Source organism: Xenorhabdus sp. KJ12.1, assembly GCF_963876495.1.
Lineage (GTDB): Bacteria > Pseudomonadota > Gammaproteobacteria > Enterobacterales > Enterobacteriaceae > Xenorhabdus > Xenorhabdus stockiae.
This window is the reverse complement of record NZ_CAWNQH010000126.1, coordinates 1-3,083: the sequence shown is the minus strand read 5'-3', so window position 1 is coordinate 3,083 and position 3,083 is coordinate 1. Positions and strand designations below refer to the sequence as shown.

The following is a 3,083-nucleotide window of genomic DNA, read 5'->3' as shown; positions in this document are numbered from 1 at the left end:
CCGGTTTTTTGTTAACCATTTTAACGGGATTGATTGCTTACTGCCTTAAAGAGAAAAAGCCATCACTGAAAATTTTCTACTCAGAAGAAGATATTTCAGTAATAGCTTAAGCGGAATTGGGGTTAACTTAAGTGTTATTGCGCCAATTGAATTATTAACAGAGATACTTAAAGATATTATAAGTAAAAAGTAACTCCATCTGGTTAACCACCCCTAATTTTTCAATGATATGTCGTTTATGAGAATAAACGGTACTGCCGCTTATTTTTAATATCTTTGCAATCTTATATGTGCCTATTTCCAGCATCCAATAATAGAGGATCCTATTTTCCTGCGGACTAAAAATAGAACTTTTTGTATTGAAATGAGAAAAATAGTGTTGAATATCATATGAAGCAATTTCTTTTAATCGTTGAAGTAGTAAGCTAAGATTCCTTTTTGGTAAAATAAAATCTTTATTAGTCAATTGGATATGATTATCTGCCCATGGATATGGCTTATCAAGATAGATATAAATGCGTCTATCACGTACCAAGGAGAAAAATAACTTCATGTATTCACAGTATGCACTGCAATAACCGTAATGTGTTAGATTCATCAGAACAATATCTGGTGAAAATACCTGAAGAGTAGTTATTGCATCATGAATTGAATGCATACCTGCTGTAAGGATGTTCGTATTTTCTTTCAGGGACTCAATGATCCCGAGGCGGGTATAATAGCACTCATCAATGATTAATAGCTTCATTAGCTGAACATCCTTGTTCTATAGTGGTTATCATTAAGTAAAACAGTCTGCCGGATAGTTAAATATCAGGTAGTGTCTGGCTGTTTATAATACAGTATTGTGAAAAATAATAAACTATATGAATGATTCTGTGTGCTGGTATTTGTTTTGATAGTAGTGGCGGACACTCAATGTTCTGAGTGTCCTAATAGGTATGAAATTTGCTGTTAATGTTTTGTATAGTCAAGTTGGTCGTATTCTGATGATTCAATCTTCTCGATCCCAGCCTGCAAGATTAGAATTAGCTGTTTTGCAACTCCTGTAGTTAACCACAATGTTTTGTCAATACTGACATTATCTGTTTTTGTGGTTTGATCTGGGGAGGATAAGTAATGAAGGCGAATCATAATGGCGTCATAGGTGTCAACAATACTGATGTCCCAGCCTACAACAGGATGGGTTTGAATAATTTCATCTTTTTGTCCCATATAACCTCCTAATCAGACTACAGCATTGTTATTGGTATAATTGACTAAGAGCTGCGAATCTCATCAAAGATGAGTAATGGCAGTATAAACCTTTTTATCAAACTAATACTACAACCAGTCTCAGAAACCCGATGGTGATCATTTTATCTGAGGGTGAGTATTATCTTGTTTGGTATGGAAAGAGTGAGATGCCTTCATGCGGAAACTAAGTATCTCCGCATGAAGCACGATGAGAGATTACTTACATATTTTGACTTCCCATCCCGCATCTTCTCCAGCCAGGAATGGGATCAATTTTTCGCCATTATGTTCGATGTATTCGAAAACTGGGGTAGGCTTGCGTGTAAGTTCAATAACCCCATCATTAACAGGTAAATTATAAAATTTAGGGCCATTCAGAGAGCAGAAAGCTTCAAAATGCTCCATTGCATTCATTTCTTCAAAAACAGTTGCATAAGCTGCTAAAGCGGTTGGCGCATTGAAAACACCAGCACATCCGCAGGAAGATTCTTTACGGTGCAATAAATGAGGAGCGGAATCCGTTCCCAGGAAGAAGCGGTCACAACCACTGGCAACGGCTGCGCGTAATGCCTCCTGATGAATATTGCGCTTTAATACTGGTAAACAGTAGAGATGTGGTCGGATCCCGCCAACCAGCATGTGATTGCGGTTGAACATCAAATGCTGTGGAGTGAGAGTTGCGCCTAACTTATCATTGCCTTCAAGAACATATTCGGCAGCTTCTTTGGTCGTGATATGTTCGAAAACAACTTTCAGCTCAGGGAACTGCTTACGTAACGGCTCCATTACCTGCTCTATAAAACGGGCTTCACGATCAAAAATATCAATATGAGAAGCAGTCACTTCACCATGGATCAGGAGAGGCATTCCTAATTTTTCCATTGTTGCTAGCAGAGGATAGATCTTCTGTATATCTGAAACACCGTGGCTGGAATTAGTTGTTGCATTGGCAGGATAGAGTTTACAGGCAGTGAAAATACCTTCTTTGTAACCTATTTCAATTTGGGAGCTGTTTGTTGAATCCGTGAGATAGCAGGTCATCAGAGGTTGAAACTGGTGTTCTGATGGAATGGCTGCCATTATCCTGTCTTTATAGGCCTTAGCGCTGGCAACATCTGTTACAGGAGGGGCAAGGTTAGGCATAACGATAGCCCGGCCAAAGAATTGGCTGGTATGAGGAACGATAGTTTTCAGCATATCACCATCGCGAAAATGGACATGCCAGTCGTCAGGGCGGCGGATTTTAATGGTATATGATTCAGTAGTCATGGAACCGGCTCCAGAATATAGGTGAGAAATGGTGGAAGCTGATTCAGCATTCCTTAAGCCGGAGGTAGATGATAAAGAGAAAATAGTTAAATAGCTATTATTAAATGATAATAGTTCCGCTATTTTTGCAGAATTAAGATTTTTATTTTATATAAGCTAGGGTATTCAGAGGAAATTAATTGTATCAAAAAAGGAAAAAATAGAAGTAACAAAACGAGGGTGTATTGAAGCTGGCTCCTCCAACTGGACTCGAACCAGTGACATACGGATTAACAGTCCGCCGTTCTACCGACTGAACTATGGAGGAACTCCTTCAAGACGGGCGTATACTAACGGCTATTTTCTCATTTGTCAAAGGGGAAAATCATAATAACTGGTTGTTTGCCGTTAATATGTACTTTTTGTCGATAATATGTGCTTTTTGATTTTAAGCTCATCAGTGTATCTTCAGCAGCAAAGTAAAAAGCCCGACTCAGCATAACTGAATCGGGCTTCTTTAAATTTGGCTCCTCCAACTGGACTCGAACCAGTGACATACGGATTAACAGTCCGCCGTTCTACCGACTGAACTATGGAGG

At 38.9% G+C, this 3,083-nt stretch carries 3 protein-coding genes, 1 tRNA gene and 1 pseudogene; 1 reads left to right on the top strand and 4 read right to left on the bottom strand.

Annotation, left to right across the window (positions count from 1 at the left end; translation table 11 throughout):
* A pseudogene (locus AACS92_RS19945) lies at positions 1 to 110 on the top strand (IS982 family transposase); the annotation flags it as partial.
* A 44-nt stretch (positions 111 to 154) separates the two neighbouring features.
* On the opposite strand, the gene AACS92_RS19940 reads toward AACS92_RS19945, so the two are convergent.
* From AACS92_RS19940 to AACS92_RS19925, 4 genes are all read right to left on the bottom strand, one after another.
* On the bottom strand, positions 155 to 748 hold the full coding sequence (locus AACS92_RS19940) for a response regulator transcription factor (RefSeq protein ID WP_099111996.1): 594 nt from the start codon (positions 746 to 748) through the stop codon (positions 155 to 157).
* Between the two features lie 206 nt (positions 749 to 954).
* Complete coding sequence (gene bssS, locus AACS92_RS19935) at positions 955 to 1,215, bottom strand: biofilm formation regulator BssS (protein ID WP_099111995.1); 261 nt, start codon at positions 1,213 to 1,215, stop codon at positions 955 to 957.
* A gap of 237 nt (positions 1,216 to 1,452) precedes the next feature.
* On the bottom strand, positions 1,453 to 2,505 hold the full coding sequence (gene pyrC, locus AACS92_RS19930; RefSeq protein WP_099111994.1) for a dihydroorotase: 1,053 nt from the start codon (positions 2,503 to 2,505) through the stop codon (positions 1,453 to 1,455).
* A gap of 231 nt (positions 2,506 to 2,736) precedes the next feature.
* Positions 2,737 to 2,812 (bottom strand) — tRNA-Asn (locus AACS92_RS19925).
* Between the last annotated feature and the right edge of the window lie 271 nt (positions 2,813 to 3,083).